This window comes from Streptomyces sp. NPDC032745 (assembly GCF_055579465.1).
This window is the reverse complement of the sequence record NZ_JBVING010000025.1, coordinates 1-24,663: the sequence shown is the minus strand read 5'-3', so window position 1 is coordinate 24,663 and position 24,663 is coordinate 1. Positions and strand designations below refer to the sequence as shown.

At 70.5% G+C, this 24,663-nt stretch carries 26 protein-coding genes; 14 read left to right on the top strand and 12 right to left on the bottom strand.

What is annotated here, in order from left to right:
• Positions 1 to 317: 317 nt before the first annotated feature.
• Complete coding sequence (locus ACZ5WG_RS38930) at positions 318 to 3,161, top strand: ATP-binding protein (protein WP_468729384.1); 2,844 nt, start codon at positions 318 to 320, stop codon at positions 3,159 to 3,161.
• 8 nt (positions 3,162 to 3,169) lie between these two features.
• Here ACZ5WG_RS38930 and ACZ5WG_RS38925 read toward each other — a convergent pair whose 3' ends face one another.
• The 6 genes from ACZ5WG_RS38925 to ACZ5WG_RS38900 all read right to left on the bottom strand — a co-directional run bounded on the left by ACZ5WG_RS38925 (position 3,170) and on the right by ACZ5WG_RS38900 (position 9,599).
• Positions 3,170 to 3,754 (bottom strand): RBBP9/YdeN family alpha/beta hydrolase, encoded by a 585-nt coding sequence (locus ACZ5WG_RS38925; RefSeq protein WP_468729383.1) that lies wholly within the window; start codon positions 3,752 to 3,754, stop codon positions 3,170 to 3,172.
• Positions 3,751 to 5,028: an MFS transporter gene (locus tag ACZ5WG_RS38920; protein ID WP_468729382.1), complete on the bottom strand. Its 1,278-nt coding sequence runs from the start codon at positions 5,026 to 5,028 to the stop codon at positions 3,751 to 3,753. Before ACZ5WG_RS38920 ends, ACZ5WG_RS38925 begins: the two co-directional genes overlap by 4 nt.
• A gap of 105 nt (positions 5,029 to 5,133) precedes the next feature.
• Entirely contained in the window at positions 5,134 to 6,048 is a 915-nt protein-coding gene (locus ACZ5WG_RS38915; protein WP_468729381.1) for a TauD/TfdA dioxygenase family protein, read from the bottom strand.
• 48 nt (positions 6,049 to 6,096) lie between these two features.
• On the bottom strand, positions 6,097 to 7,071 hold the full coding sequence (locus ACZ5WG_RS38910) for a quinone oxidoreductase family protein (RefSeq protein WP_468729380.1): 975 nt from the start codon (positions 7,069 to 7,071) through the stop codon (positions 6,097 to 6,099).
• A gap of 118 nt (positions 7,072 to 7,189) precedes the next feature.
• The gene (locus tag ACZ5WG_RS38905; protein ID WP_468729379.1) at positions 7,190 to 8,242 is read right to left on the bottom strand and encodes a beta-keto acid cleavage family enzyme; all 1,053 of its coding nucleotides are present in this window, start codon (positions 8,240 to 8,242) and stop codon (positions 7,190 to 7,192) included.
• A 334-nt stretch (positions 8,243 to 8,576) separates the two neighbouring features.
• The gene (locus ACZ5WG_RS38900; protein WP_468729424.1) at positions 8,577 to 9,599 is read right to left on the bottom strand and encodes an AraC family transcriptional regulator; all 1,023 of its coding nucleotides are present in this window, start codon (positions 9,597 to 9,599) and stop codon (positions 8,577 to 8,579) included.
• Between the two features lie 144 nt (positions 9,600 to 9,743).
• Here ACZ5WG_RS38900 and ACZ5WG_RS38895 point away from each other — a divergent pair, with 144 nt between their 5' ends.
• Positions 9,744 to 11,237: a long-chain-fatty-acid--CoA ligase gene (locus ACZ5WG_RS38895; protein WP_468729378.1), complete on the top strand. Its 1,494-nt coding sequence runs from the start codon at positions 9,744 to 9,746 to the stop codon at positions 11,235 to 11,237.
• Between the two features lie 51 nt (positions 11,238 to 11,288).
• Here ACZ5WG_RS38895 and ACZ5WG_RS38890 read toward each other — a convergent pair whose 3' ends face one another.
• A complete protein-coding gene (locus ACZ5WG_RS38890) occupies positions 11,289 to 12,125 on the bottom strand; it encodes a class II glutamine amidotransferase (RefSeq protein WP_468729377.1) in 837 nt (278 codons plus the stop codon).
• 530 nt (positions 12,126 to 12,655) lie between these two features.
• The gene (locus ACZ5WG_RS38885) at positions 12,656 to 13,750 is read right to left on the bottom strand and encodes a carboxylate-amine ligase (protein ID WP_468729376.1); all 1,095 of its coding nucleotides are present in this window, start codon (positions 13,748 to 13,750) and stop codon (positions 12,656 to 12,658) included.
• Positions 13,751 to 14,175: 425 nt separating this feature from the next.
• Between ACZ5WG_RS38885 and ACZ5WG_RS38880 the strand changes: the two genes are divergently transcribed.
• Positions 14,176 to 15,459 carry a cation:proton antiporter gene (locus ACZ5WG_RS38880; protein ID WP_468729375.1) on the top strand — a complete coding sequence of 428 codons (1,284 nt, stop codon included), beginning with the start codon at positions 14,176 to 14,178 and terminating at the stop codon, positions 15,457 to 15,459.
• A 517-nt stretch (positions 15,460 to 15,976) separates the two neighbouring features.
• Here the strand turns inward: ACZ5WG_RS38880 and ACZ5WG_RS38875 are convergent.
• Positions 15,977 to 16,441: an arsenate reductase ArsC gene (locus tag ACZ5WG_RS38875; RefSeq protein ID WP_468729374.1), complete on the bottom strand. Its 465-nt coding sequence runs from the start codon at positions 16,439 to 16,441 to the stop codon at positions 15,977 to 15,979.
• Between the two features lie 33 nt (positions 16,442 to 16,474).
• Positions 16,475 to 16,852 (bottom strand): low molecular weight phosphatase family protein, encoded by a 378-nt coding sequence (locus tag ACZ5WG_RS38870; RefSeq protein WP_468729373.1) that lies wholly within the window; start codon positions 16,850 to 16,852, stop codon positions 16,475 to 16,477.
• A gap of 52 nt (positions 16,853 to 16,904) precedes the next feature.
• On the opposite strand from ACZ5WG_RS38870, the gene ACZ5WG_RS38865 reads away from it, so the two are divergent.
• From ACZ5WG_RS38865 to ACZ5WG_RS38835, 7 genes are all read left to right on the top strand, one after another.
• Positions 16,905 to 17,219 carry an ArsR/SmtB family transcription factor gene (locus ACZ5WG_RS38865; protein WP_468729372.1) on the top strand — a complete coding sequence of 105 codons (315 nt, stop codon included), beginning with the start codon at positions 16,905 to 16,907 and terminating at the stop codon, positions 17,217 to 17,219.
• 40 nt (positions 17,220 to 17,259) lie between these two features.
• A complete protein-coding gene (locus tag ACZ5WG_RS38860; RefSeq protein ID WP_468729371.1) occupies positions 17,260 to 18,036 on the top strand; it encodes an aquaporin in 777 nt (258 codons plus the stop codon).
• A complete protein-coding gene (locus tag ACZ5WG_RS38855; RefSeq protein WP_468729370.1) occupies positions 18,033 to 18,290 on the top strand; it encodes a hypothetical protein in 258 nt (85 codons plus the stop codon). The genes ACZ5WG_RS38860 and ACZ5WG_RS38855 overlap by 4 nt, the downstream gene beginning before the upstream one ends.
• A 27-nt stretch (positions 18,291 to 18,317) precedes the next feature.
• Positions 18,318 to 18,734 carry a hypothetical protein gene (locus tag ACZ5WG_RS38850; RefSeq protein WP_468729369.1) on the top strand — a complete coding sequence of 139 codons (417 nt, stop codon included), beginning with the start codon at positions 18,318 to 18,320 and terminating at the stop codon, positions 18,732 to 18,734.
• A gap of 106 nt (positions 18,735 to 18,840) precedes the next feature.
• Positions 18,841 to 19,890: an urease accessory protein UreH domain-containing protein gene (locus ACZ5WG_RS38845; RefSeq protein WP_468729368.1), complete on the top strand. Its 1,050-nt coding sequence runs from the start codon at positions 18,841 to 18,843 to the stop codon at positions 19,888 to 19,890.
• Positions 19,887 to 20,105 (top strand): heavy-metal-associated domain-containing protein, encoded by a 219-nt coding sequence (locus ACZ5WG_RS38840; protein ID WP_468729367.1) that lies wholly within the window; start codon positions 19,887 to 19,889, stop codon positions 20,103 to 20,105. Before ACZ5WG_RS38845 ends, ACZ5WG_RS38840 begins: the two co-directional genes overlap by 4 nt.
• Before the next feature lie 149 nt (positions 20,106 to 20,254).
• Entirely contained in the window at positions 20,255 to 20,647 is a 393-nt protein-coding gene (locus ACZ5WG_RS38835) for a TOBE domain-containing protein (RefSeq protein ID WP_468729366.1), read from the top strand.
• A gap of 129 nt (positions 20,648 to 20,776) precedes the next feature.
• On the opposite strand, the gene ACZ5WG_RS38830 is transcribed toward ACZ5WG_RS38835, so the two are convergent.
• Positions 20,777 to 21,175: a heavy metal-responsive transcriptional regulator gene (locus ACZ5WG_RS38830; protein WP_468729365.1), complete on the bottom strand. Its 399-nt coding sequence runs from the start codon at positions 21,173 to 21,175 to the stop codon at positions 20,777 to 20,779.
• A gap of 142 nt (positions 21,176 to 21,317) precedes the next feature.
• Here ACZ5WG_RS38830 and ACZ5WG_RS38825 point away from each other — a divergent pair, with 142 nt between their 5' ends.
• Positions 21,318 to 21,587: a hypothetical protein gene (locus tag ACZ5WG_RS38825; protein WP_468729364.1), complete on the top strand. Its 270-nt coding sequence runs from the start codon at positions 21,318 to 21,320 to the stop codon at positions 21,585 to 21,587.
• Positions 21,588 to 21,726: 139 nt separating this feature from the next.
• On the top strand, positions 21,727 to 22,062 hold the full coding sequence (locus tag ACZ5WG_RS38820) for an alkylmercury lyase family protein (RefSeq protein WP_468729363.1): 336 nt from the start codon (positions 21,727 to 21,729) through the stop codon (positions 22,060 to 22,062).
• Positions 22,063 to 22,168: 106 nt separating this feature from the next.
• Here ACZ5WG_RS38820 and ACZ5WG_RS38815 read toward each other — a convergent pair whose 3' ends face one another.
• Positions 22,169 to 22,540 (bottom strand): ArsR/SmtB family transcription factor, encoded by a 372-nt coding sequence (locus ACZ5WG_RS38815; protein ID WP_468729362.1) that lies wholly within the window; start codon positions 22,538 to 22,540, stop codon positions 22,169 to 22,171.
• A 154-nt stretch (positions 22,541 to 22,694) separates the two neighbouring features.
• Here ACZ5WG_RS38815 and ACZ5WG_RS38810 point away from each other — a divergent pair, with 154 nt between their 5' ends.
• Together ACZ5WG_RS38810 and ACZ5WG_RS38805 are read left to right on the top strand one after the other, a co-directional pair.
• On the top strand, positions 22,695 to 22,970 hold the full coding sequence (locus ACZ5WG_RS38810) for a DNA glycosylase AlkZ-like family protein (RefSeq protein ID WP_468729423.1): 276 nt from the start codon (positions 22,695 to 22,697) through the stop codon (positions 22,968 to 22,970).
• Positions 22,971 to 23,097: 127 nt separating this feature from the next.
• Positions 23,098 to 24,465, top strand: coding sequence for an NAD(P)-binding domain-containing protein (locus ACZ5WG_RS38805; protein WP_468729422.1), 1,368 nt, complete (start codon positions 23,098 to 23,100; stop codon positions 24,463 to 24,465).
• The last annotated feature ends 198 nt before the right edge of the window (positions 24,466 to 24,663 follow it).

Below are 24,663 nucleotides of genomic sequence, written 5' to 3'. Positions count from 1 at the left end.
CCGAAGCCTCTTATGAAGCTCAAATGTGCGCCACCCGGTACGTATCGGAACGGGGCTGCGTCTATTGTCTGCTGTCGTGGAGTCAGCTCTACGAGTCGCAGCCCGGCGGGCGTGACCGGTAGAGGTGAGGACTTGGCCGAATTGCGGGAATGAGACCGCCACCACCTGCTGTGGGGGGAAGAGCACTCAGCCAGAGGCCGTCACCTCTCGTCGGGCAGCTGACTCTTCTGGACCCGACACCGCGGCACCGCCGGCCGGGTCCGGCGCAAGGCTGCCTGGTTCAGCAGGCAGATGGCATCACTACGGGAGAGACGGCCGTGCAATTCTTGGGGCCTCGCCTCGTCGGACGCGATGCCGAAACGGCGATCCTCACCACTCTGGCGGTACGTGCCGCGGGCGGCTCGGGGCAGGCCGCGTTCATCGCCGGCGAGGCCGGGGCGGGCAAGACAGCGCTGCTTCGGTGCGCGGCGGCAGACGCCGAAGGCGCCGGCTTCCAGGCGTTGTGGGGATCGGCTCAGGAGCTGGAGGCGCATCGCCCGTTCGCGTTGATATCGGCCTGCCTGGGGATCGATGACGGGCCTACGGACCCGCTGCGGGCGCGGGCCGCCGAAGTCCTCTTGGGGCAGGCTCGGTACGGGCTGCCGGGCACGCCGGGAGGCGCGGATTTCGCCACCGTGGAGGCCATGTGCGTTCTGGTGGAGGAGATCTGTGCGCAGGGGCCCGTAGCGCTCTTCCTCGATGATCTCCAGTGGGCCGACCGGGCCAGCGTGCTGGTACTGCAGCGGCTGGTGCAATCGGTGGCTCAGTTGCCGCTGCTGATCGTCGGGGCGCTTCGACCGGTTCCCCGGGTGGTCGAGGTCGACGTACTCGCCCGCGGGCTGCGAGGCGGCAATCGCACGGTGCTGCAGCTCGGTCCGCTGGCCTCCTCGGCCGTGCCCTTGTTGGTGGCCGACACGATCGGGCATGAACCCGGCCCCCGGTTGCTTCGGCTGTGCGAGGGGGCGACAGGCAACCCGCTGTACCTGGGGGAGCTGATCGCTGCCCTTCAACGGGAAGAGGCGATCACGATGCACGGGGCCGTCGCAGAGGTCACGGCCGATTGCCCCGTTCCGGCGATCGACACGCTGATCACTCACCGGCTGGCGTACCTGCGTGACGAGGTCTTGCACATGCTGCGCGCGGCGTCCGTGCTGGGAGCCGGCTGCACGCTCCACGATCTGGCAGCAGTACTGGAGGCGCCGGCCCACGTCCTGCTCACCAGCGTCGCTGATGCCGAAGCGGCCGGAATCCTGACTCCCGACGGCCCACGTGTCGTCTTTCGTCATGACCTGGTACGCAGAGCCCTGCACGACGCCGTGCCGAGCTCAGTGCGCTCGCTGCTGCACATCCGGGCCGCGCAGGCTCTGACCCGTGCCGGTGCGGCGCCCGAGCGAGTCGCCGGACATCTACTGGAAGCCGCTCCCCCGGACGGGGAGTTCTTGGTCCCCTGGATAACCGGGTCCGCAGCGCAGCTCACCGCGCGTGCGCCCGGTCTGGCCCTGCGGCTGCTGGGCACGGCGCTGGAGATCGCCGATCCCGCTGACCCACGCTACGAGCAGTTACGTCTGCACCGTGTCGTCGCACAACTGTCATCAGGTCTTCTGGCCGAGGCCGAAGAGAGCGCCCGCATCGCTCTGGCCAGACCTGCCGATTCCGGTCTGGAAGATCTGTTCCGCTGGATCATCGTGCAGGCCGCGTTCGCGCGCGGCCGCCCTGACGTCGCTCTGGCAGAAACCCGTCTTACGTGCGGAACGGCGGGCACGGTGACAATCGATGCGGTCCGGTTCCAAGCATTTGCGTCGGTGTGCCTCTTCGCCCTGGGGCGGCTGCCGGAAGCGGGAGCCGTGGCTGCCGCTGCGCGGCGAGCGGCTGCCGAGCTGGGCGACGCGACGGCCTTGGCCTATGCCCTGCAAGTGCTGGCCGCCAAGCATTTTCTGGAGGCTCCGGGCCTTGAAGCACTGGAGCTCGCCCGCCAGGCATCGCGTCTGACACCCGACACGATCCATCCGGCGCAGTGGCTCGGGCTGCAGCTCGCGCTGGCCAACTGCTACATGGAGCTGGATCTGACCCCGGACGCGGAGCGCACCTTGGCGAGCGTCCGCCCGAGCGCCGAGGACCTCGGGGGTGTGTTCCTGCCGTGGTACCACCTGTCCTGTGCGCTGCTGGCGTTCCACGCCGGGCGGTGGGAGGACGCGATCGCAGAGGTGGACGCCGGCCTCGACCCCGGCGTCCACTTTGCAATGAGCCGGGCGTTGAGAGCGCTGGCGGGGGCAATAGCCGTCCATCAAGGCCGGCGGGACGACGCTGAGACCCACATGAACCAGGCAGCAGCGGCACAAGACAGCGGAACGGTCTCCTGGTTCTACGAGTACGTCCTCTTGTGCACCCAGGCCCTGCTGGACGAGGCGCAAGGGCATCCCGAGCGCGCCTTCCGCCGCCTGGCGCACAGCTTCGATGCCGGAATCGGGCATCTGCCCGGTCAGCTGATCCTCAGCTTCCTGACACCCGATCTGGTCCGACTCGCGCTTGACCAGGGCGACTCGCCGGCAGCCCGGCGTTACGCGCAGGCGGCGCGCTCGCGTGCCGCACACAGCAGCGCTCCCTATCATCTGGGGGACGCCTGCCGGTGCGAGGGGCTCATCGCGCAGGATCCGGAGCTGCTGCTGGAAGCAGCCCGTCACTACCGTGAAGCCACACGGCCGCTGAACCAGGCGCACGCCCTCACCGACGCCGCCGAGCTGCACGCGAGACGCGGCCGGCCCTCCGACGGCCGCGCCCACCTCGAGCGAGCCATGGCGATCTACGCAGGCCTGGGCGCAGTCTGGGACGCGGCACGTGCCGCCGCCCGCCTTCGCGCGGTCTCCGTGAGCCGCGGCACCCGCGGCCCCCGCAGCACCGCCCGCTCGGGATGGGAAGCTCTCACCTCCACCGAGCGCATCATCGCCGGTCACGTCGCTGCCGGACACTCCAACCCCGAAACAGCCGCCCGCATGTGCATCTCGCGCCGAACCGTCAGCACCCACGTCTCCAACATCCTGCGCAAGCTCGGACTGACCTCCCGAGTGGAGCTGGCCACCGAGGTGATCCGCCGCAACAGCCCGCCCGAACACCGGCAGCCTTGAACCGTCAATCAGCAGTGTTCGAGCTCGCGGAGGAGTTCCTCCGCCCCCGGCCACGGGCCATGGCCGGAGGCGGGGTTGAGGTGGCCGACATCGCCGAGTTCCACGAGGCGGCCGCCCCAGTTCCGAGCCAGCTCGGCTACTCGCCCGACGGCGGCCAGAGGGTCGTTCGAGCTGGCCGCGACGATGCTGGGGAAGGGCAGCGGCGAGCGGGGCACCGGGTTCCAGCCGTTCTCGTCGAGCACGTCGGTGGTGGGGTAGCCCTCCGGCAACGGCTGCTCGAAGTCCGGCGGAGTCACCAGCAGCGCCCCCCGTACCTGCACCTGCGCCGGGTGCCGCCGGGACCAGTGGACGGTGGTGATCACACCGGCGCTGTGGGCAACCAGTACGACGGGCCCCGCGATCTGCACCATCACCTTGTCCAGTGCGGCGACGCCTGCCTCGCAGCTCAGCCGGTCCTGCGTCAGCGGGGGAACGGTGCGGACGCTTCGCCCGGCCTCGGTGAGCCGATCCGCCAGCAGGGTCTGCCAGTGCTCCTCGACGTGGTCGCGCAGACCGGGGACGATCACCACCACCGGCTCGGTGGTACGGCTCATGAGGACACCTCCGGCTCCGCAGCCCCCGGGGCGAGCCCGGTCAGACGGCGCACATCACGGTCGTAGGAGTGGCGGCCGATCAGGAACGCCGCGGTGGCCCCGACCGCCACGAGCGGGACGAGCTGGAACGCGCCGAGCAGACCGAGCCGGTCCGCGAGCATCCCGGTGACCGCGGGGCCGGGGGCGAGGCCGAGCAGGCTCTGGGCCAGCGTGAGCGTGGCGAACGCCGTCGCGGCGATGGCCGCGGGGGTCAGGTTCGCCACCATGGCGGCCCCCGGCCCGGCCGTTCCGGCGCACAGCAGGGTTCCCAGCCCCAGCACCAACAGCTGTACGGGGCCGGCCGGCAGGCGGAACGCGGTCATCAGCAGGACGAGGGAGCCCACGCTGCAGCTGATGGCGACGGCCCACTTGCGGATCGGGGCGCGCCGGCTGATCCGGTCCGAGGCGATGCCGCCGGCGATCATGCCGATTCCGATCATCAGGGCGAAGAGCCCTGCGGTCGCCCCGGCCTTCGCGGTGGGCATGTCGTAGTAGCGGTTGAAGTAGCTGGGCAGCCAGGCGATCAGGGCGCCCGCGATGAACAGCTGCAGACCGCTGCCGATGTAGGCGCTGACCACCGAGACGGAGGAGAACAGCCGGGGGAGGAGCACGCGGAGCCGGTCGCGTTCATCCGTGCCGGCCCCGTCCTCCGCCGGATCCTGCCGCGGGGCCAGCCGCTTCTCCGTGACCACCACGGCGTAGATGCCCGCGAGCACCAGGCCGAAGACGCCCATCACGCCGAACGCCCAGCGCCAGCCGTACGCCTGGGCCACGGCGCCGCCGATGGATATGCCCAGGACCGAGCCGAAGGCCCCGCCGGCGATGAAAGCCCCCGAGAGCGTCGCCCGCAGGGCGCGCGGGAAGACGCTGAGGACCACGGCGATGCCGACACTGCCGTAAGCGGCCTCACCGATCCCGACGAAGAGCCGGCCGGCGAACATCTGGTCGTAGCTCGCCGCCACCGCACAGCCCAGGGTTGCCAGGCTCCACATCGTGGCCGCGATGACCAGGGATCTCACCCTGCCCCATCGGTCGGCCAGCAGCGAGAGCGGGAGGGTGAGCAGACCGACCGCCAGCGCCACGATGCCGCTGAGGGACCCCAGTCGGGCGTCCGAGAGCAGCCAGTCGGCCTTCAGCATCGGGAAGACGGCGTTGAGGACCTGCCTGGACATGTAGTCCGAGAGCAGGAGTCCGAAACTCAGTGCAAAGACGACCCAGGCGTAGCGCCGGGACACGGGCCACTCCGAGGAACCGGAACCGGTTCTGCCCGGGGCGGGTTCCGCAGTGGTGAGAAACCCCATTGTCATCACCTCAACTGCTTCGACGGAAAAGGGAAAGGGTCAGAACGGTCTGTCGCCGACGATTCCGGCGCGCTCCATCTTGCGGACGGCGGGCCAGTAGTCCTGGACGGCGTAGTGCTGGGTGGAGCGGTTGTCCCAGATGGCGACGCTGTTCGGCGTCCAGCGCCAGCGCACCTGGTACTCGGGGACGGCGGCCTGGCTGATCAGGTAGTTCAGCAGGAGGCCCGCGCCGGGGGCGTAGTCCAGCCCGAAGCGCACGTTCTCGGGTGTGTGGAAATTGACGAAGTGCGTGGTGAAGGCGTTGACGAAGAGGATCTGTTCGCCCGTCTCGGGGTGGGTGCGCACCACCGGGTGCTCCGCGTCGGGGAACTGCGCCCCCAGCGCCTGACGTTTGTCCTGCGGCATGACGGCGCCGAAGGTGGCCTCGATGCTGTGCCGGGCCCGCAGCCCCCGGACCTGTGACTTGATGTGCTCCGGCAGTCGGCGGTGGGCCTCGGCCATGTTGACCCAGATCGTGTCACCGCCCACCGGGGGTGACTCGATGCAGCGCAGCACGGCGCCCATGGACGGGTTGGCACGCCAGGTGCCGTCGGTGTGCAGCGCGTTCTCGTAGTGCTCCGGAGAGCTGTCCAGATCCTTGTAGATCCGTACCAGGCCGGGGTTGTCGGGGTCGCTGCCGGCTACCGGGTGGTCCTCCAGCGGGCCGAAGCGCTCCGCGAAGGCGACGTGTTCGGCTCGCGTGATGTGCTGTTCCCGCAGGAACAGCACCTTGTACTGCAGGAGCAGGGCCTTGATCTCGGCGAACAGCTCGTCGTCGCGGACGGCGTCGCCGAGGTTCACTCCGGAGAGTTCGGCGCCGATGGTACAGGTCAGCGGTTCGGCCTTGATCGAGCCGCGGGAGTGGGCGCGCACCGACGCGGGTGCGCCTTCCAGCGAAGAGACGGTCTTTTCCATGGTGCTTCCTCCTGGAGAGGGTGGAGACGCGCGTGATGCGGCAGGGGCTCAGAGGACGAAGACGGACGATCCGGTGGTCCGTCCCGACTCGAGCTCGCGGTGCGCCCGTACGGCGTCGTCGAGCGCGTAGCGCTGGTTGATCTCGATGGCGATGCGTCCGGAGGCGACGTGGCCGAAGAGCTCTCCCGCCAGCGCCGCTCGCTCCGCAGGGTCGGCGATGTAGTCGGCGAGAGCCGGCCGGGTGACGAACAGGGAGCCGCTGACCGCAAGTTGCATGGCGTCGATGGGCGGGACGGGCCCGGAGGCCGTACCGAAGCAGACCAGCAGACCGCGGCGCCGTAGCGAGGCCAGCGAGGCGGCGTAGGTGGTCCTGCCGATGCTGTCGAAGGCGACCGGGACGCCGACGCCGTCCGTCAGTTCGCACACCCGCTCGGCCACGTTCTCGCGCTGGTAGCGGATGACGTGGTCGCAGCCGTGGGCGCGGGCGAGCTCGGCCTTCTCCTCGGTGGAGACGGTGCCGATGACGGTCAGCCCGAGCAGCTTGGCCCACTGGCAGACGATGAGGCCGACACCACCCGCCGCCGCGGTCAGCAGGATCGTGTCCCCGGCCTTCAGGGGGTGGATCCTGCGCAACAAGTAGGCGGAAGTGAGGCCGCGCATGGTCATCGCGGCGGCCGTCTCGAAGCCGATGCCGTCCGGCAGCCGGATCAGGGAGTCGGCGGGCATGACCCGTTCCGTGCTGTAGGCACCGAGCGGGCTTCCGGTGTACGTGACCCGGTCGCCCTCGGCGACATGGGTGACGCCTTCGCCCACCGCCTGGACCACCCCCGCGGCCTCGACGCCCAGCCCCGCGGGCAACGGTGCGGGATACAGGCCGCTGCGGAAGTAGGTGTCGGCGAAGTTGAGTCCGACGGCTCGGTGCCGGATCCGTACCTCGCCCGGGCCGGGATCGCCGACGACGGCCTCTTCCAAGCGCAGGACGTCGGGACCGCCGGTCTCCTTGAAGCGAATGGCGTGAGCCATGGGCGTGCTCCGTTGTTCGGGGGAGGTGGGGAAGGGAGGAAGGGGCTGCCGGTGCCGGGGGCCCCGGCAGCCCCGTGGGTCCGCAGCGGCGCGGTGGCGCGGTGGTCCCGTGCCGCGGTCAGACGACGCGCAGCATGGGGCCGCGCTGACCGGGACGGCGGTTCGGCACCATGCCGAGACGGGCCAGCGTCTCGGCGGCCCCGGAGTAGTGCTCGCCGAGCTTGTAGATCTTCTTGGCCTCGGCGCCCGTCGCGATGTCGCGGCCGAGCGTCTCGGAGATCTGCACCATCTGCTCGATCTGCTCGACGGTGGTCATGCGCTCGCCCTTGCGCCGCCACAGGTTGTCCTCGTTGCCCACGCGCACGTGGACACCGAGCGCGATGCCGATCGCGTTCATCGGCGCCACCGCGCGCATGGAACTCTCGATGGTGAGGACGGCGCCGTCCGGCGTGCGACGGACGAACTCGATCAGGTCTGCGGGGTGCCGGCCCGCGAAACCGCCGCCGATGGCCACGTAGTTGAGGATCAGCGGGCCGGTGTGGACGCCGGCACGGATGAGCCGCTCCACGGTTTCGAGCTGAGCGAGCGTGGCGAGCTGGAAGTGCGGCTGGATGCCGTTCTCGCGCAGGCGCTCCAAGTGCTCCAGGTAGAAATCGGGGCCCGCCTCGACGACCATGTCGCGGTAGGCCTTGTAGTACTCGGGCTTCGCGATCGAGGTGCCTGCCAGGTCGTCGTCGGTCATGATCTCGACGATGTTCATCTGGCTGGTGTTGATCGCGATCGTCACCTGGTCCGGCGCGGGGTCGAGGTCGGCCAGCAGGTGGCGGGTGTCGTAGCTCAGCCACTTCGCCTCGCTGCCCTCGTCCTCCGGAGCGAACGAAATCGAGCCGCCGATCTGCAGGACCATGTCCGGCACGGCCTGGCGCAGCCGGCCCAGCAGCTCGTTGAACATGGACATCCGCTTGGAGCCCTTGCCGTCGAGCTCGCGTACGTGGATGTGGAGCACGGTGGCCCCGGCGTTGTAGCAGTCCACGGCGGCCTGTACGTGCTCGTCCATCGTCAGGGGGAGGTCGTCGGCGTCGCCGGGCAGCCACTCCGGCCCGTAGGGAGCGGCCTGGATCACCAGCTTTTCCTGGTTCTCCGGGAAGAGTGAGTCGTCGTGGAAATGCACGGTCCGTCTCCTTCGTGCGATCGGTGATCACTCGCCGGAAGCATCGCCGCGTGCGATGCGAGGGGCTGGGATGTCCGGCGAGGATGGATGCGGGTCACCGGGGGACAGCGGGCGCATGGCGGCCCTCGTACGATCGACCGGTCCGGAGGAAGCGTGCATAGGGGAGCCCGCTCCCGTCCGGCGGCCGACCGCGTCTCTGCGGTGGTGCCAAGGTAGGGGCGGGCAACGGCGATCGCTTGACTCTCAGGGACAGATAATTTGTCATTTGGGGACATCGCATGGGCCGTGCCGAGTGGGCCGGCACGACTCGGCCGAGCCCGTCCCGCCCGCGGTGTCAGTCCTGGCCGGGGAGTCGGTGTCGGCTCCTGGCGCTGCGCCACGCCCTGGGGCTGCACCCGAACTGCTCGTGGAACCAGCGCGAGAAGCCGCTCAGCGACGAGAAGCCCAGCAGGTCGGAGATCTCCGTGAGTGAGCGCCGTGGGTTCGCGACGAACTGCTCCGCCAGGTGCCGACGGGTGGCGCCCAGGAGCGAGGAGAACGTCTCGCCCGAGGAGGCCAGGTGCCGGTGAACGGTCCGCCGGTCGACGCCCAGGCTACGGGCGACCTGCTCGATCGAGCAGCGCCCCGTCGGCAGCAGGACCTCGATCAGCTCGCGCACCCGGTCCGCGGCGCTGGTGTCCCTGGGCACGGTGATCGCCTCGAAGTACTGGTGGGCGTACTCACGCAGCAGTGGATCCGCCATCGCGTTGGGCGCGTCGAGATCGCCCGCGTAGAAGACGATGCCGTCGAACTCGCGGTCGAACTCCACGATGGGGCCGAAGGCGCGCCGGTGCGTCGAGGCGTCCGCCGGTGCAGGGTGCCTGAACCATACGGAGAGCGGCTGCCACCGGGTGTGCAGGAAGTCGCGCAGGATTCGGTGGTAGGCGGCGATGGCCAGCTCCGTGGCCTGCCGGGTGTCCATCGATTCGCCGAGCCGCAGGTCGACCTTCAACGTGGCCAGCCCGTCGCCCTCGGACAGTCGGGTGTCCAGGACCTCGTTGTACATGTGCTGGTGGCGGATCAACAGCCCCAGTGCGCTCCGCACATCGGGTTCCTCACGGACGACCAGACTGATGGGGCCGAGGTTGGAGAAGCGCCGGAACTCCGCCATGAGCAATCCGAAGTCCTCGTGACCCGCGGCGGCTGCCGACAGTTCCAGCACCTGGACCGCGGCGGAGCCGGAGATCCACCGGTCCTGGACCGCGAGGGCGGCGGTGTCCAGGCCCACGCGCTTCATCAGCGGCTGAGGGTCGATAGCGAGCGATCGGCACAGCTCGACGTAGCCGCTGAGGGCTGCGGTGCGGACCAGGGGCCTCATGTGCACGCTCCAAGACTGTCCCGAAAAGAAAAGTCTCATGTCACGCCAGGACAAGCACGGCGATGAGTGGGCAACCTAGCATGGCGCCGTTCACCGGCCCGGTCCGCTCGTGGCGCCCGAGACGAACACAGGGAGATTGCCGACATGACCAACCTTGCCGCGTACCTCGTGGACTCCGCCGGGGCCCAGGGCGATCGCATCGCCGTCCGCCATGACGGCAGTACGCTCACCTACGCCCAGTTGGACGACGCGAGCGCCAGGGTCGCCGCCCTCCTGCGCGACGGCGGCGTCCAGCCCGGCGATCGCATCGCGCTGACCATGCCCAACGTGCCGCTGTTCCCGGTCGTCTACTACGGCATCCTGCGGGCCGGCGGCGTGGTCGTGCCGATGAATCCGCTCCTCAAAGCCCGTGAGGTGGCCTTCACCCTGCGCGACTGCGGGGCGCGGATCGCGCTGGTGTTCCCTCTGTTCGCGGACGAGGTCGTGAAGGCCGCCGCCGAGACCGGAACCGAATGCCTGGTGACCGAGCCCGCGGACTTCGACGACATGCTGCGGGCCCACGAACCGCTGCCCGGCGTCGTCGACCGTACCGATGACGACGCGGCCCTCATCCTCTACACCTCGGGCACGACCGGGACGCCGAAGGGGGCCGAACTGTCCCACCGGAACCTGGCCACCAACACCGTCACCGCGGCCGAGACGCTGCTTCAGGTCGGACCTGACGATGTGCTCTTCGGTGGCCTGCCCCTGTTCCACGCCTTCGGCCAGACCTGCGCGCTGAACACGGCCGTCGCCGCCGGCGCCACACTGACCCTGCTGCCGCGGTTCGAGCCGCAGCGCGCCCTGGAGATCATGGCCCGCGACGGGGTCACCGTGTTCCTCGGCGTGCCGACGATGTACGCGGCGCTGCTCCATGCCGAGCTCCCCGAAGGCTTCAGCGCCAACGGGCTCCGCCTGGCCGTCTCGGGCGGCGCCTCGCTTCCGGTCGAGGTGCTGCACGGATTCGAGCGGCGCTTCGGTGTCACCGTCCTCGAAGGATACGGACTCTCCGAGACCTCACCGGTCGCCGCCTTCAACCACCCGGATCGCCCGCGCAAGGCGGGCTCGATCGGACAGCCCGTCCGCGGAGTGGAGATGAAGCTCGTCGCCGAGGGCGGCGGCGCGGTGCCTCCGGGAGAGGTCGGCGAGATCGCGATCCGCGGCGAGAACCTCATGACGGGCTACTGGAACCGCTCCGAGGCCACGGCGGAGGCGGTCCGCGACGGATGGTTCCACAGCGGTGATCTGGCGCGCGTCGACGAGGACGGCTTCTACTTCATCGTCGACCGCAAGAAGGACCTGATCATCCGCAGTGGCTACAACGTGTACCCGCGTGAAGTCGAGGAGGTGCTGTACGCGCACCCGTCTGTCGCCGAAGCCGCCGTCGTCGGCGTGCCGCACTCGTTCCACGGCGAGGAGATCGCAGCGGTGATCGTGCTCCGGCCCGGTGCCGAGGCCACGGCCGAGGAGATCCGGGAGTACGCCAGGGACCGGGTGGCGGCGTACAAGTACCCCCGGATCGTCACCTTCACGGCCGAGCTCCCCAAGGGCCCCACAGGCAAGATCCTCAAGCGCGAGATCGTGGTCACCGGTCGGTGAAACCTCCGGACGGCCTCGGCCTTGCTCCGTCTACTACCGTACGACGCTGCGTCATACCGGTTCTGGGGTGAAGGTACACAACTCGTCGGCCCCGGCCCGTACGACGCCGTAGCTGCTCTCGGGTACCTCGTTCCAGGCACCGGGCAGATCGCCGAGGGGTTCGGACACCACCAGGCGGGTTTCGTCGGACACTTCCTGAAGGAAGGTGACTTCGGGGTGCAGCTTGCGCAGCGAGTCCACCCGGCTGCTGTAGAAGAGCGACCGTGAGGCGCCCTGGCTGGAGTAGCGGAAGGCCCACAGGGTCGTCCCGTCACTGACGGCGACCGTCATCTGCATCGGATACTCCACGCCGTGTTCGCGGCCGACGCGTTCCACCAGCCCCACCATCTTGGCGACGGCGCCCGGCGGGTCCTGCTCCAGGCCGAAGGTGAGCGCAAGGTAGAACATGGTCTCCGAGTCCGTCGTCCCCTCGATCTCGGGGTACAGGGCGGGGTCGACGAGCAGGGTGAGGTCCCGCCGCATGGCGTGGAAGCCGGCGACGGAGCCGTTGTGCATCCACATCCAGCGGCCGTGCCGGAACGGGTGACAGTTCGTCTGCTGTACCGCCGTACCCGTCGACGCCCGGATGTGGGCGAAGAACAACGGGGAGGTGACGTGGTCCGCGAGCTCCCGCAGGTTGCGGTTGTTCCAGGCGGGGCCGACGTCCCGCATGAGGGCGGGGGTGCCGTCTCTGCCCTCCGGGTACCACCCGACGCCGAATCCGTCACCGTTCGTCGTCTCGACACCCAGCTTGGAGTGCAGGCTCTGGTCGATCAGCGAGTGGGCCGGTTTGTAGAGGATGGTGTCGAGGAGCTGGGGTGTTCCCGAGTAAGCGAGCCATCGGCACATGAGCGATCACCTGTTTCCCTCACCCGAACCTGCGGGAAGACCTCGTCGCGCTCGCCCCCGGCTTGCCGGAGTCTGCAATGAGTTCGCCGGTCATCTCGCCACCGCCTCCACTGCCCTGCTTTTCGAGCGCGCTGAGAGCGGAGTGGCGCTTTTCCCCGTGCTGTGGGCGAGGCCGTGTTCGCTGATCGGGTGGCTCTTATTCCGGTCACCCTATTTTCGCCTCCTTCGCCGCGCATCGCCATGCGGAGCGGATCGGAGGGCGATCGCTCCGCGCCGGGGCGATGGAATCAGCCGGGCTGTCCGTTCCACCGTCGGGGCTGTGTACGTTCGGCCGCACGACCGCGAGCAGGGCGAGTGCGGCGAGCAGGATGAGGACGGGTGGCGGAATCGTGCGGAGGGGCGGGTGGTTCCCGGCGCGGCTCATGGCGGAACCGACAGGCGCCCACCGGCCTTCCGGGTCCACCGGATCTGTCCGGCCCCACAATGCCCCGAGCCGGTCCGACGCGCCCTGATCCTCAATCCCGGCAAGCTCACGCGGTAGTGGCTCCTGCAGTGATCAGCGCACCGACCGCCGGCAGGCCGGCTTCGGCCAGGGCGCGGCGCTGACGGTCGGCCGACGTTCCCCGCCGGAGCAGCCGGTGGACGAGCGAGGTCACCTCGCGGTGATCACCGTTCTCTTCGAGGGCGGGGCCGATGTAGCGAAGGAGCGCGCCCAGCACGTCCCCGCTGCTCCGTAGCCGGCCCGTCGGGTCCACCAGCGTGCTGCCCAGGCCGTGTCTGGCCGCATGCCACGTCGCGGCCTGCAGGAGCTCCGGTCGGCATGGCGCGAGAGCGACTCCCGCCTTCTCCTCGGCGACCGCGGTGACGGCGAGCCCGCGGACGACACCGGCGAGTATCACCGCGTCGTCCGCCTCCAGCTGCACGTCGCAGCAGCGCACCTCGATGGTCGGGTAGCGCTCGGAGAGCCGAGCGTGCCAGTACAGCTGCCCCCGGTCCGGGATCACCCCGGGTTCCACCAGTGCATCGGCCCGCGCCTCGTAGTCCGAGAGCCCCGCGAAATGCGGTGGCGGTCCGCTGACCGGCCAGCGGCCGAAAATGATCGTGCGCCAGCTGGCGAACCCGGTGTCCCGCCCGTCCCAAAGAGGCCCGTTCGCGGACATCGCCAACAGCGTCGGCAGCCAGACGCGCAGCCGGTTCAGGACAGCCACCCCGGTCTCGCGGTCGGGCATCCCGACATGGACGTGCATCCCGCAGATCAGCTGCTCATCTACCAGCAATCGGGCCTCTTGCCGCATCTTCACGTACCTCGCCGTGCTGGTGATGGGCACGGGTACGGCATCCCTGACCGGCGAGGTGGCAGTGACAGCGATGCGGCAGCCGTTCGCCTGCGCGGCAGAGGCGACCGCCTGGCGCAACCGCAGGAGATGGCCTCCCAGCTCCACGAGCGTCGTGCACACAGGGGTGGCGACTTCGATCTGAGCCTGCAGCAGCTCGTCCTGGACCTCTCGCTCCTCCGCGATGGGTGCCAGGCGGGCCGTGGCACGCACCTCCTGCACGAGCGGGGTAGGAACGAGAGTCTCCGGGTCGACCAGCAAATACTCCTCTTCGACCCCAAAAGTGATCATGCTGGGAGTTACCCCGAACCAGCTGTGATCACCCACGTGAGGGGCAATTGGCGCACAACGAGGCGCAGACCGGTGCCTCTCGCGTGAGCTGTGATGCCGGCCGCCAATCGATGCGTCGGAGTGCGGCAGGGGCCCCCGGTACCGAAGATGAGGGACGGTGCCGTGGCGCGTGCTCGTACGACCGGGGTCCTGTGGGCTTCGCCGATCCGTGGGGGCGCCTGCTTCGTCCGGCTCGGCGCGCCCGGCCTTCATCGGGCCGGTCCAGCCGAGCCGAGTGCGTTCGGAGCAGTATCACCCAGTGGGTGGATGCGTAGGGCCGCTGCCTGGTCTCTGCGTGTGGCGAGATGGGCAGCCTGGGCACCGCGGCACGCGTGCCGTGGCACAGCTGTCCGGGCGACGGCGGATGCCTGGTGTGAGGAGAGCGGATGAGCGGATGGGCCGTCGTTATCGCCGGGGGCGTGGTCGTCGGCTACGGAGCCCTGTCGCGGCGGTTGTCGACCACGGTCGTGTCGGGGCCGTTGGTGTTCATGCTCGTCGGCCTGGTGATCGGACCGGTAGGCCTGGACCTGCTGGACGAGGCGCGGGATACGGAGGCCGTCCAGGTTCTGCTGGAGAGCGCGCTGGTTCTGCTGCTCTTCGCGGACGCGTCGGGGATCCGGGCCCGGGACCTGCGCCGGGAGGAGTTCTTGCCACTGCGGCTGCTCGCGGTGGGCCTGCCGGTCACGATGGCTCTGGGATGGCTGGCGGCATGGCCCCTGCTTCCGGGCCTGAGCGTGTGGGAGCTGGCCTTGGCCGGCATCATCCTGGCGCCGACGGACGCCGCGCTCGGGCAGCAGGCCGTCTCCAACAAGCGGGTGCCGGCGCTGGTCCGCGGTGGCCTGTCCGTGGAATCCGGTCTGAACGACGGTCTGACGCTTCCGTTCTTCGTGGTGGCTCTGGCGGCGGCGGGTGAGGGCCACGGTCATCCCGGTGTGGCCGAGACGTTCCTGCGTGCGCTGCTGCTGAGTGGCGTGATCGGTATCGCGGCCGGCTGGGCAGGGGCGAGCCTGTTGCGCTGGTCGCTTTCCCGAGGGTGGAGCAGCTCCGACTGGCGGCAGTTCATGGCGCTGGTCGTTCCGGTCATCGCATACGTGCTGTGTGTCATGGGCGAGGGCAGCGGTTTCATCGGCGCCTGGGTCGCCGGCCTGGCCTTCGGCGTTCATCTGCGCCGTGCGCCGACCGACCCGGGCGTCCGTGTCCTGGAAGAGGATCCCACGCAGAGCACGAGGTTCACCGAACGCCTCGGGCTGCTGCTGGCCTCGCTGAGCTTCCTCGTTTTCGGCGCCGTCCTCCTGGGACCGGTGCTCCAACACCTGACGTGGCGGTCCGTGGCCTACGCGCTGATCAGCCTTACCGTCATCCGGATGCTGCCGGTCGCCCTCTCACTGATCGGCACCGGCCTGCGCCCTGCTTCCGTGGCCTACATCGGCTGGTTCGGTCCGCGCGGGCTGGCATCTCTCGTGTTCGGCCTGATCGCGTTCGAAGAGCACTTGCCCGGGGGGACCTTGCTGGGCGAGGTCATCGCCGTGACGGTGGGCATGAGCATCCTGCTCCACGGGGCCTCGGCTCCCTTCCTGGGCAACCGCTACGCCGGATGGTTCACCAGAACACTCCGCGTCAAGTCGAACCTGCGGGAGAACGCACTCGCCGACGACGAAGTGCCACCCTGAGGCCCAGGTCGCGGCGCGGGCGACACGTGGTTGCTCCCGGATCACGTTGATGGGGCCGTCACCGCGCAGGGCCGGTACACAGCACGGATCGCGAGCCGGGGTTGTCGCGGGTTTGTCGCCCGGTTGGCGGCGGCCAGGCCAACGGCTTCCTCTGCGGCCTCCAACGCCTCCTCGTCGCGGTCGGCTTCGTGGAGGCGAACGCTGAGGTTGCCGACCGTGAGGGCGGGACCCGCCGAACCCCTGATGCCGCTCGGTGTGACGCGTCGTACCGGGCAGCGAGGCTTCGGCACGGCCCGAGAGGAACGGGGGCTGAGCGACTCCTGGCGCCGGCAGGTCCTCAAGCCGGTCCACGCAGCGCTGGCGATGCGGGGCGCCGACACTCATGGTCCGCGCCCCGACCGCCCTCGACCCCGTCGGGGCGACTCTCCTCCGCTACGCCAGGGCCTCGGGGTTCAGGGGCGCGGGCCGGAGCCCATGACGATGACGTCGCGTACGTCGTCCGTCGGGGTCGGTTCGGTCACGTCGCGTCGCCTCCGGCCTTCGGCCTGGCGTCGATCTCGGCGATCAGGCCCTCGATGAGGCCCTTGATCTCGTCGCGGATGGGGCGGACGGCCTCGACGCCCTGGCCGGCCGGGTCCTCGAGCTGCCAGTCGAGGTAGGTCTTGCCGGGGAAGTACGGGCAGGCGTCGCCGCAGCCCATGGTGATGATGTAGTCGGACGCCTGGGCGGCCTCGGGGGTGAGGACCTTCGGCTTCTGGTCGGAGATGTCGATGCCCAGCTCGGCCATGGCGGCGACGGCGGAGGGGTTGATCTGCTCGCCGGGCACGGAGCCGGCGGAGCGGACCTCGACGCGGTCGCCCGCGAGGTGGCGCAGGAAGCCGGCCGCCATCTGGGAGCGGCCCGCGTTGTGGATGCAGACGAACAGGACGGAGGCGGCTGGGGGTACCTCCCAGCCGCCAGGCCGGGGGAGAGTGGAGGGCATCTGTTCTTCCTTGCGGTGGGGAGCGGTGGGGCTTCAGGGGGCGGGCTGGGCGAGCAGCTCGGTGATGTGGGCGTCGATGGCGTCGCGGATGTCGCGGACGACGGCGATCGGCGCTCCGTCCGGGTCGCCGACGGGCCGGTCGAGGTGGCGGCGGCCGGGCATGACGGGGCAGGCCTGGACGGCCTCTTCGGTCAGCGGCTTGGGATAGGCGTCGGCCAGGTTCACGTCGGCCTCGGCGAGGGCCTGGGTGAGGGCGTCCGGGCGTTCGGCGGTCAGTCGTTCCGCCGGCACGACCAGGTGCGTACGGATCCGTGCCTGCTCGGCGAGACGGGCGGCCCCGGCGGCCGGGCGTTCGTCCGGCGGGAGGGGCGAGGAGGGCGGGGGCATGGCGATCCCGTTCAAAGGAGCCAATAAGGTCAGCTTGGGCTGGTGTCAGCCTCGACTGATGTGACAGTATCAGTCCATGATGACGTCAGTCGACACTGATCTGATCCGGGTTCTGGCCGACCCGCTCAGGCTCCGGATCGTGACCCTGCTCGCCCGCGAGACGCTCTGCACCACCCACCTCGTGGAGGAGACGGGTGCCAAGCAGACGAACCTCTCCAACCACATGCGGGTCCTGCGGGAGGCCGGGGTCGTGGACACGGAGCCGTGCGGGAGGTTCGTCTACTACCGCCTGCGCCCGGAAGTCATCGAAGCCCTCGCCGGTCAGTTCGCCGACCTCGCCCAGACCGCGCGGGCCACCGCCGAGGCGAACCTCAAGCGGTCCTGCCCATAGCTTTTCGCGCTCTGCCTCACCCGCCCGAGGAGAACCCGCCTTGACCGCCACCAAGCCCGTCGGCAGCCCCATACCCGCCGACGTGCCCCAGCCCGCACCCGGCGCGACCCCGCCCCGCACCCCGCTGATCGCCCGCGCCGCCGCCGAGCTGGTCGGCACCGCAGCCCTCGTCGCGGTCGTCGTCGGCTCCGGCATCCAGGCCACCGAGCTCACCCAGGACGTGGCCCTGCAGCTGCTGGCCAACTCCACCGCCACGGTCTTCGGGCTCGGCGTCCTCATCGCCCTCCTCGGCCCGGTGTCCGGGGCGCACTTCAACCCGGTGGTGACGCTGGCCGAGTGGTGGACCGCCCGTCGCGGCGGCGCCGGTGTCAACGCCCGCGAGCTGGCCGTGTACGCGCCCTCGCAGGTCGTGGGTGCCATTGCGGGCGCGATCCTCGCCGATGCGATGTTCGGCGAGCCGCTGGTGAAGTGGTCCACCCACGACCGATCCGCCGGGAACCTCCTTCTCGGCGAGGTCGTGGCGACCGCCGGCCTGATCCTGCTGATCTTCGGCCTGGCCCGCACCGACCGCCTCCGCTTCGCCCCCGTCGCGGTGGCCTCGTACATCGGCGCCGCGTACTGGTTCACCTCCTCCACCTCCTTCGCCAACCCGGCGGTCACGATCGGCCGCGCCTTCACGGACACGTTCGCGGGCATCGCCCCGGCCTCGGTCCCGGCGTTCGTCGGCGTGCAGTTGGTGGGCGCGGTGGTGGGCCTGGCGCTGGTGGCGGTCATCTTCATGCGCGGCAAGACGGACAGCGGGACGCCTGCGGCATGACGCGGCGCACGGATGTGGTGGTGGTGATCGGCCGCCGCCCACGTGGTCGGGTACCTCGCCGACCACCTGGACCGGCGCTGGACGGAGGCCGCACCGACAACGGCGGCGTCCCGTCCCTCGGCGACATCGTCGCCGCGCCGCCCGTACGAGCCGCCCGCGACGCCCGCCTGCTGACCGCCGAGCGAGATCTCCGCCCTCCTCAGCTCCTGACCTGCCGCGCCGCATGCGTGTCGGCCATCCCGGCGTCCGCCTGACCGTACGGCGTCGCTAGCATCACGGGCATGTCCATCCGTTCGGCCCGGCGCCCGCAGCCGGCACTCACCGCCCTCCTGGCCGGTGTGCTGCTGCTGTGCGCGTACCTCATGTCCGGGCCCGGACATGCGCAGACGATGCGCATGCCCGCCTCGATGGGCAGCACCGTCACCGGTTCGGGCATGGCTGCCACGGCGAGCGGCTCGGACCCTTCGCACGGGCCCGTCATCTCCGGTACGGGCGGTGACGGATGCCCGGTGACGGCCATGGAGTGCCCGCTGGCCTCCGCCCACTCCCCGGCTCCCGTGATCTTCGCCGCCCCCGGCCCCGCCGTCGTAGCGGAGGCCCCCGTCGTCGCCGCACGCTCGGCGCGGCCCCCGGGCGCCTCCTGTGCCTGGCCGCGGGCACCGGATCCCGTCGCACTCCTCTGCGTCAGCCGGACCTGAGCAGCCCGGCACCCCGCCCCCACGCCCACACGGGCCCTTGGGCCGGCGGGTGCCTTGCCATGTCCTCACTCCGGCTTCCCCTTCCTCAGAGGAGAGCTCTTCCTCCATGGCTTCCACCAGCACCCTCTTCCTCACCGGTGTCACCACCGGTCTCTTCGCGGGCGGCGCCTCCTGCGCCGCCGTCCAGGGCGGTCTGCTCGCCGGCGCCGTCGGCCGCCGCGCCACCGCATGGCCGGCCGAAGCGTGGGAGCGCAGCGGGCTGTTCGCGCCCGTGGCCGCCTTCCTCGGCGCCAAGCTCGCCTCCCATGCGCTGCTCGGTGCCGTACTCGGGCTCCTGGGCGCCGCCGTCCAGCCAGGCCCGCAGGCCCGCGCGGGTCTGCTCGTCGCCAGCGCCGTTCTGATGGTGGTGTTCGCGCTCGACATGCTCGGCGTCCGGGCCGTGCGGCACCTGGTGCCGCGACTGCCCGCCTCCTGGGGGCGGCGGGTGCGCCGCTCGGCGAAGTCCACGGCCGTCACCACCCCGGCCGTCCTCGGCTTCCTGACGGTCCTGATCCCCTGCGGGGTGACCTTGAGCGTGGAGCTGATCGCCGTCACCTCAGGCTCTGCTTACGCCGGGGCAGCGGTCATGGCCGGCTTCGTCCTCGGCACCGGACCGCTCTTCGCCGTCCTCGGCTTCTTCCTGCGCTCGGCCGCCAAGCTGTGGCAGGGCCGCCTGACGTGGGTGACCGGCGTCGTCGTCCTGCTCGTCGCCGTGTGGACCCTCGGATCCGGACTGCGCCTGGGCGGCTGGTGGCCCACCGCCACCCCCCGGCCGGTCGCGGCGAGCGTTCCCGCGGAGACGGTACGGACGGCTGCCGACGGCACGCAGACGATCACCGTCCAGGCCCGCACCAACTCCTACACACCCGCCGCCGTCACCGCCCGGGCCGGGGTGCCCACCAAGCTCGTCGTCGCCACACGCGGCACGAACGGCTGCGTACGCTCCTTCGTCGTTCCCGACCGCGGCGTCCAGGAAGTCCTGCCCGTCACCGGCGTGACCGTCATCGACCTCGGCACCCCCAAGACCGGCACCCTCTCCTTCACCTGCGGCATGGGAATGTACGGCGGCCAGATCACCTTCCACGACCCCGATCAGGCCCCGGAGGCCGCCAAGTGAGCACCAGCCGTATGACCTTCGCCATCACCGGCATGCACTGCAACAGCTGCGGCCTGCTCATCGACGACGAAGTCGAAGAGCTCCCCGGCGTCACCGCCAGCACCACCGACGTACGCACCGGACGCACGGTGGTCGAGTGCGCGACGCCCCTGGACCCGGAGCAGATCATCGCCGCCATCACCGAAGCCGGATACCAGGGCCGCCACCTCAGCTGAACCTTCCACGGCCTCGTCCGGGTGCTGCGGCATCCGGACGAGGTCATGGAAGCGCGCGTTCAACATGAGATGAGTGCATACACGTCGCGCGGACCGCCCCGTCGAGGTCGTGCGCGAGACGACCGACCTGCCCATCTAGGGTGTGGCGCATGGAGTCGTACACCATCGGCCAGGCTGCCGACTTGCTGGGCGTGAGCATCGACACCGCCCGGCGCTGGGCGGACGCCGACCGGTTCCCCACCCGCCGTGAGGGCAAGCGGCGCATCGTCGACGGCCCCGACCTCGCCGCTTTCTGCGTCGAGTTCGCCCAGGAGAGCGCGGAGGACGAGGACGCCCCGTACACGTCGGCCCGGAACGCCTTTCCCGGCATCATCACCGGCATCAAGGTCGGCGATGTCGCCGCCCAGGTCGAAATCCAGGCCGGCCCTCACCGGGTGGTGTCTCTGCTGACTCGAGAGGCCGTCGAAGAACTCGGGATCGAGATCGGGATGCGGGCCACCGCACGGGTCAAATCGACGAGCGTGCACGTCGAACGCAGCTGACCGTGGAGTGGGGGACAGGACAGGACTGGCCGGGCCGGCCGGGTCGGCCGCAGGACTGCTGATCGCCCTGCTCTCCGTGACCTTCCCCCCTGGTCCCTACCCTGGTCCCTCGCCTGGTTCCGGAGCCGGTCACGGCCTCCTGAGGATGGTGCAGATCTCGCCTTCGGAGCAGGTGTCGGCGTCGGTGGCGGCGGCCCGCCGGGCGAGCTCGCACAGCGCGGTGCGGGTCTGGCGGAGCTCGGCCATGCGCTGCTCGATGTCCGCCAGCCGCTGATCGATGAGGCTCGTGACGTGTTCACAGGGAGCCTGCCCGCTGTCGCGGATGTCCAGGACGGAACGGATCTCGGCGAGCGTCAGACCCGCGCCCCGGGCGTCCCGGATGAACGCCAGCCGGCTCACGGCCCCCGGAGCGTAGTCGCGGTACCCGCCCGTCGTGCGGGGCGGAGCGGGCAGCAGCCCAGCCTGCTCGTAGAAGCGGATGGTCTTGGCCGTCACCTGGCCGGCCGCTGCGAGATCGCCGATGCGCATCCCTCCACGCTACGCCTTGACCTTCCAGTGCACTGGAAGGTCTACGGTCGGTTCACGAGCGACCTGGAAGGACAGCGGGATGCGGATCACGATCCTCACGGTGCCGGACTGCCCGAACGCACCGGTCGTAAGGGATCGGCTCGTGGCAGCACTCCACGGCCGTGCTGCCGGGATCGAGCTGGTCGAGGTGTCTGCGGAGGAGGACGCGGCTCGGTGGGGCATGACCGGGTCTCCTACCGTCCTCCTCGACGGAATCGACCCATTCCCGATCCCCGGTGCTCCGCCGTCGGTCTCGTGCCGCCTCTACCGCGACGCCGAGGGCCGCACCGACGGTGCGCCGAGCGTCCAGGCTCTGCGGGAGGCACTGGCGGGAGCGCACAAGCCCCAGCAGGCCGACGAGCAGGACTGCTGAGAGACGGACCCCCTGGACTCGATCGGCCGGGCAGGACTGCCTGACCCTCGACGCATCGGGCCGGATCGAGGCCGCGTACCCGTTCTCGGCAGAGGAGACACGTCACGAGGTGCAGCTCGCCAACGCGTGACCGTGGGCGATGTGTGCGATCGACGCCCTCGGCATCTCCGCGATGCTCGGCCAGGACGTGACCGTCTCCTCCACCGACCCCGTGGACGGCCGGCCGGCGACGGTCTCCTTCACCAACGGCGCGGCGGCGTGGGAGCCTGCCGCGGCGGTCGTATTCGTCGGGCGCCGCGAGGGCGAAGGCCCAGCCGCCGCGGTGTGCTGCGACGTCCTCAACTTCTTCTCCAGCCGGGCCTCGGCCGAGCAATGGCAGCTGGCACACCCCGCGGTGCGCGGTGAGATCGTCAGCCAGGTCCAAGCCATGCAGATCGGGCAGCGTACGTTCGGCCCGCTCCTCCAGGACGGCTGACGTCCGGACTCCGGCCGCCGCCGTCTTCCCCCGTTGATACCGGCCTGGTGGATCGCCGGCACCTCAGTCGCGTGATCGGTCGGCGACGGCTCTGTTCGCTCCGCCGTCACGCCGACTTCGCGGCGCCGACCAGCAGCGCGCCCATAGCGGCGAGCACGGACGGCTCGACCCGGTAGTACACCCACGTCCCGCGCCGCTCGGAGGACAGCAGCCCGGCCTCTTTGAGTTTCTTCAGGTGGTGCGAGACGGTCGGCTGGGAAACACCTACGTCGGAGATGTCGCACACGCATGCTTCTCCGCCCGCGTGGGAGGCGACGGCGGAGAACAGGCGCAGCCGGACGGGGTCGCCGAGGGCCTTGAACATCTTCGCCGCGACCTCGGCCTCGTCCGCAGACATGGGGCGTTCGTTCAGCGGCGGGCAGCACGGCGCGACGGCCTGATCGGCTTCCAGGAGCGGCAGAACCTTCGCATTCGACATGGGTCTATGTTGACACGTATCGAACCAAGGCCGGCAGGGAGTGCCTCGGAAATGGGCGAGATGCCCGATGGCTACGGGCGGCGCGCGCGGCATCCCGGCCGGCACCGCGCGGGGAGTTCGAGGACGGGTCGCAGGGCGTGATTGAGGGCCGCATCTGTCCGCAACTGCGCCCGCTGGGACCTGGGCCTCCTCCCGGTTCCGCTGGACGATCGCCGAGCCCCACCCCGAACTCCCCGCCGGTCAGGCCCGAGCCGAACTGGCCACCGCCTACCTCGCCGCCTTCGGTCCGGCCACCACCGAGGACCTCAAGTGGTGGACCGACTGCACGCCCACCGACGCCCGCGAACCCCCCCGCCGTCCTCGAGCCGTCCGCGGCTCTGCTGCCGGCCTCCGATCCGACCCCATGGGCTGGCGCCACCTGCTCGGGTGACGCGGGCGGGGCGTGGGCGCCAGTGCGGATGTCGGGCCCGCGGCCGTCTATATTGACGGTTATCGAAGCAAGTGCCATGCTGGCAGTGCGAGCCATCGACGGATGTCGAAACAGCGAGGAGCTGACCGTGAACGCGCCCGCCATCACCGACCTGCCCGTCGTCGTCATCGGGGCCGGACCCGCCGGACTCGCGGCCGCCGCCCACCTCGTCGACCGCGGCATCGAACCCCTCGTCCTGGAGTCCGGCCCCGCCGCAGGATCTGCGGTCCGCGAGTGGTCGCACGTACGGCTGTTCTCCACCTGGGGAGAGGTCGTCGACCCGGCCGCCGAGAAGCTCCTCGCCCCCACCGGCTGGGCGAAGCCCGACCCGGCCACCTACCCGTCCGGCGGGGACTGGGCCGAGCTCTACCTCCAGCCCCTCGCCGACGTCCTCGGCGAGCAGGTCCGCTACGGCGCGACCGTCACCGGCGTCTCCCGTACCGGCCGGGACCGCATCGTCGACGCCGACCGCGACGCCCAGCCCTTCCTCGTCCACTACGAGACCGGCGACGGGCGCGAGCAGCGCGTCCTGGCGCGGGCCGTCGTCGATGCCTCCGGTACCTGGTCGACCCCTGGCCCAGCCGGCGGCAGCGGCCTGCCTGCCCTCGGCGAGAAGGCGGCCCAGGACCGGATCTCCTACCACGTCCCAGACCTGAAGGACCCCGCCGTCCGCGCCCGGTACGTGGGCAAGCGCACCGCCGTGATCGGCTCCGGGGCCTCCGCCTTCACGGCCCTGGCGTACCTCGCCGGCCTGGCCAAGAACCAGGAGGAAGGCGCGGGAACCCATGCGGTGTGGATCCTGCGCCGCGGGATCTCCAGTTCCACCTTCGGCGGCGGCGAGGCCGACCAACTCCCCGCCCGCGGCGCCCTCGGCCTCGCCGCCAAGGCCGCCGTGGACGGCGGGTACGCGGACGCGGTCACCGGCTTCCGCACCGACGCCGTCGAGCGCGACGGTGACGGCCGCATCGTCCTCGTCGGCGAGGACGGCCGCCGCCTGGACCCGGTCGACGAGGTCATCGTCCTCACCGGCTTCCGCCCCGACCTCTCCTTCCTCGACGAGCTCCGGCTCAGGCTGGACGAGCGCCTCCAGGCCCCGATCGGGCTCGCCCCGCTGATCGACCCCAACCAGCACTCCTGCGGCACGGTCTACCCCCATGGCGTGAACGAGCTGTCCCACCCGGAGAAGGACGTCTACCTCGTCGGCATGAAGTCCTACGGCCGTGCCCCGACCTTTCTGGCCATGACCGGCTACGAGCAGGTCCGCTCCATCGCCGCCCACCTCGCAGGCGACCGGGAAGCCGCCGAGCGCGTCGAACTCACCCTCCCCGAGACCGGAGTCTGCGGCGGCGCAGGCCTCTTCGACCAGCCCGAGACCGCGGAGGAGACCGGCGGCGGCTGCTGCGCAGCCCCGACGACCCTCACCATCGGCGCCCCGGCCCGCTCCGGCGGCTGCTGACCCCGGTGACCGACCTCCACGCCCGCGGGGCCGCGACAGGTACGGGGGACCGGTCGCGGCCCCGCGCCGTGCTGCCCGCGTTCTGCGCGTCGGCATCAGGCCGCTAGTAGTGCTTTGTTACCTGGTGTCGTAGGGCTGCCATGGGGCGGGTTGTTGGCAGGTTGGGCAGGTGCCGGTCCAGGTGGCGAGTAGGTGTTG